Origin of the sequence: Arenimonas sp. (genome assembly GCF_019459675.1) — a bacterium.
Taxonomy (GTDB): Bacteria; Pseudomonadota; Gammaproteobacteria; order Xanthomonadales; family Xanthomonadaceae; genus Arenimonas.
In genome coordinates, this window is sequence record NZ_JAIBFH010000341.1 from 1 (window position 1) to 3,462 (window position 3,462).

The following is a 3,462-nucleotide window of genomic DNA, read 5'->3' on the forward strand; positions in this document are numbered from 1 at the left end:
AAGCGAGGGTCACTTCCTGCGATTTAAAAGGCCCTGCCATGAGCAGGAAGTGACCCTCGCTTCCGCGGTGGCGACGGCACCGGGCGCCGGGCGCCAAGCACCGGTCCCCGGACTCGGGAGAAGCCCCAAAGAAAAAGGCCCGCCGAAGCGGGCCTTTCCATGTTGCGTAACGCGGCGTGGATCAGTTGGTGCCGGGGCGGACCATCACGTGGTTGCTGACCGTGCCCGATTCCGGGTTGACGATCTGGTACAGGCCCTGGATCTGCTTGTTCGGGCCCGACACCGTCACGTTCAGCGTGGCGCGCGGGGCCGCGGTGAAGCCGGTCAGCACCGAGTCCAGGTCCACCACCAGCGTGCCGGCCGCCGGCACGGTGCCGGTGAGGTTGGCGGTGGAGATGACGTTGCCGGTTTCACCCAGCACTTCGATCACGTACTCGCGGGCCTGTGAACCGGTGTTGGTCAGCACCATGCGGCTCAGGTAGCCGTTGGGCACCTGCGCCAGCGGGGCCTGCAGCTCCGCGCCGTTGCGGGTGATGGCGCCCAGGTCCAGCGGACCGCGCGGCGTGACCGCGTAAACCGCCGGGGCGGCCGACACCGGGGCCAGGGCCACGGTGTAGTCGCTGGCGCGGATCGGGTCGCCGCCGGCGGCGTAGCACAGGTAATGGTCGAGCTTGGCGTCGGAGCCAATCACGAACGTCGCCCCGGTGTCGTCGAAGCTGTCGGCGGACTGGATGCCGAAGCTGCAGTCGGCGAACGGGCTGAAGAACACGTCGCCCGCCGCTTCGAAATCACCCGAGAAGTTGAGCGCGGTGTTCGCACCCATCAGGTCCGCCAACTCGACGGCCAGGCCGTCGATCGTGATCGGCTGAGTGTCGCCCAGCACGGCCTGCACGGTGCCATAGCTGAACTTGCCCAGCTGGGCCAGGCCCACGTCGGCGGTCGGCGCACCGAGCACGAACTCGCTGTAGGCCGGATCGGCCGACTCCACGTCGGCCCCACCGCTGCCCTGCGAATCCACCACCAGCGCATAGCTGGGGTTGAAGCGCAGGTAGGCGCCGGACGTAGTGGCGACGCGACCGGTGGGGCCGCCGGCCTGCGCCTGCGACGGGAAGTCGTACAGGCCGTAGCTGCAGTCCACGTCGGCATCGCTGCCCACCGTGCGGGTGCCGTCCACCGTGAAGCCGTCGGTGGCGATGACCGGCGTGGCGCCGGCCGTGATCGAGAAGAAGATCGCGTCCGAGCCCAGGCCGTTGACCGAGCCGATGGTGTTGGACGGATCGCCCGTGAAGTCGATCACCGAGGCGGTGGTGAACTCGGCGCCCGGGCAGTGCAGGCGGGCGTAGCGCACTTCACCCGAGGAGAACGCGTAGCCGATCTCGGTGCCGATGTTCAGGCGGTCGCTGGGGTTGGCCAGCAGGCGCTCGGGCGGCAGGATCAGCTCTTCGGCCACCGACACCGGCATATTCGAACCGGCGCTGGTCAGCTCGACGCCGGCGCCGGTCAGGATGACGTTGGCGACCGGGCAATTGAAAGTGAGCGTGAACGCGCCGGACCCCCCCTGGAACGCCGTCGCGATGGCGAAGTATTGGGTGCCGGCGTTCAAGGCCACCGGATTGATGAGGGAGTTGAGGCCGCCGCCGCCATCATCGTTACCGGCGACGCCGTTGGTCAGCTGGTCCAGCGGATCGAAGGCGTTCTGGTAGATGAAGAGGAACGGATCAAAACCGCCGTCAAGCCGTACGCTGCAGTTGTCGTTGGCCGAAACGCGGAAGGGCTGAACGAAATAGGGCTCGGTGGGGGCGCCGCTGAGGCCTGAAAAATCGGCAAACGGGCGCAGCCACTGCGGCCCGCCCGACGTGGTGTCGTTGACCACTTCGATGTCCATGATGCGCGAGCCGGGCGGGCGCTTGCTCTGGGCCGGCGCGACAATGCCCGTCTCGGCCTCCAGGGCCACGCGGGCGCGCTTGATGGCCAGCTCGTCTGCATCGGTCTGGCCAGCCATGGCGCCGGACGAAAGGGCGGCGGTGACGCCCAGGGTCAACAAAAGCATCGAATTTTTCACGGTCAAATCCCCTGTTCGGATAGTCGGGCATTTGCCCGTAAGTGGTCTGTAGAACGGCCCGCGGCATGGCTGGTTCCAGCCACCGACCCCGGCATTGCGAGCTTCAGCGCCGCCAATATTGCACATTCCATCACGGTTTCGTAGCCGTCCAGGGCGTACCGGGCGGGCGATGGCAAGCCTGTCCGGATCAGGCCCCGTAGCGGCCCTGGACGTACATCCGCAGCCGCTCGGTCGCGGTGGCGACATCGGCACAGCACGGCAGCAGCTGGGCCCAGTCGGCGGCCTTGGCGGCGGACTCGACTTCGGCGGCCGCCTCGCCCAGCGGCCAGGCGCCCACGAGGCGGGCCGCACCCTTGATCTTGTGGGCCTGCCTGGCGACGGCAGCCAGGTCTCCGGCCTGCCGGGCGGCGTCCAGCTCGGCCAGGTCGGTGAAGGTGGTGCCCAGGAAATCGTCCAGCAGGGCGCGGATGTCCCGCGCGTCGCCGCCGGTCAGGACGTCCAGGGTCGCAGGGTCGATGGGCAGCGGATCGGTGTGCGTCTGCGGCAACGGCCGTGGAACCGACGCCACCATGTCACCGGCCAGCGGCGCGGTGTGCGGCATCCAGCGGCGCAGGCAGGCCACCAGCTCCGGGATGCTGACGGGCTTGGCCAGGAACTCGTCCATGCCGGCGCCCTGGCTTCGTTCGGCCTCGCCCTTGAGTGCGGCGGCGGTGAGCGCGATCACCGGGGTCCGCGGCTTGCCGGTGGCCGCCTCTTCGGCGCGCAGCGCGCGGGTCATTTCGTAGCCGTCCATCTCGGGCATGTGCACGTCCGACAGCACCAGGGCGTAGCGGCCGGTGCGCCAGGCCTGCAGTCCCTTGACGCCGTCCTCCACCGACTCGCTGGCGTAACCCGCCAGCGCCAGCTGGCGCGCCACCACCAGGCGGTTGGTGGGATGGTCGTCCACGATCAGCACCAGGCTGCGTTCGGCCAAGGCCTGCGCCACCGACGGCAGCGGCCGCGCCAGGAAGCCCTGGCCAGGCTCGGCCGGTGCGTCCGGCTCCAGGTCCGCCACGTCGCCCCGCGGCAGCACCAGGGTGAGCAGCAGCGTGGTGCCGGCGCCGGGCGTGCTGTCCATTTCCACCGTGCCGTTCATCAGCTCGGCCAGCCGCTGCGAAATCACCAGCCCCAGGCCGGTGCCGCCGAACCGGCGCGTGGTGCTGCCTTCGGCCTGCTGGAAGGGCTGGAAAAGTCGGGACTGCTGTTCGGGCGTGACGCCGATGCCGGTGTCGGTGATGCGGAAGCAGACGCGGTCGCCGTCGCCGTCGCGGCCCCGCCCATGCAGCGCCGCCTCCCCCCAGCCCCCCGCGGTGAAAATTCTGGCGTTGGACAGGAAGTTTCCCAGCCCCAGCCGCAGCCCC

General features: G+C 69.4%; 2 protein-coding genes. Both read right to left on the reverse strand.

The features are described from left to right. Positions 1-181: 181 nt before the first annotated feature. A complete protein-coding gene (locus tag K0M70_RS11420; RefSeq protein ID WP_290781987.1) occupies positions 182-2,050 on the reverse strand; it encodes a hypothetical protein in 1,869 nt (622 codons plus the stop codon). Between the two features lie 199 nt (positions 2,051-2,249). Then, on the reverse strand, positions 2,250-3,462 hold a 1,213-nt coding region (locus K0M70_RS11425), incomplete at its 5' end, for a response regulator (protein WP_290781989.1).

Coding starts and splice junctions, on each gene's coding strand:
- K0M70_RS11420 (WP_290781987.1), bottom strand. CDS start 2,050: ATGCTTTTGTTGACCCTGGGCGTCACCGCCGCCCTTTCGTCCGGCGCC.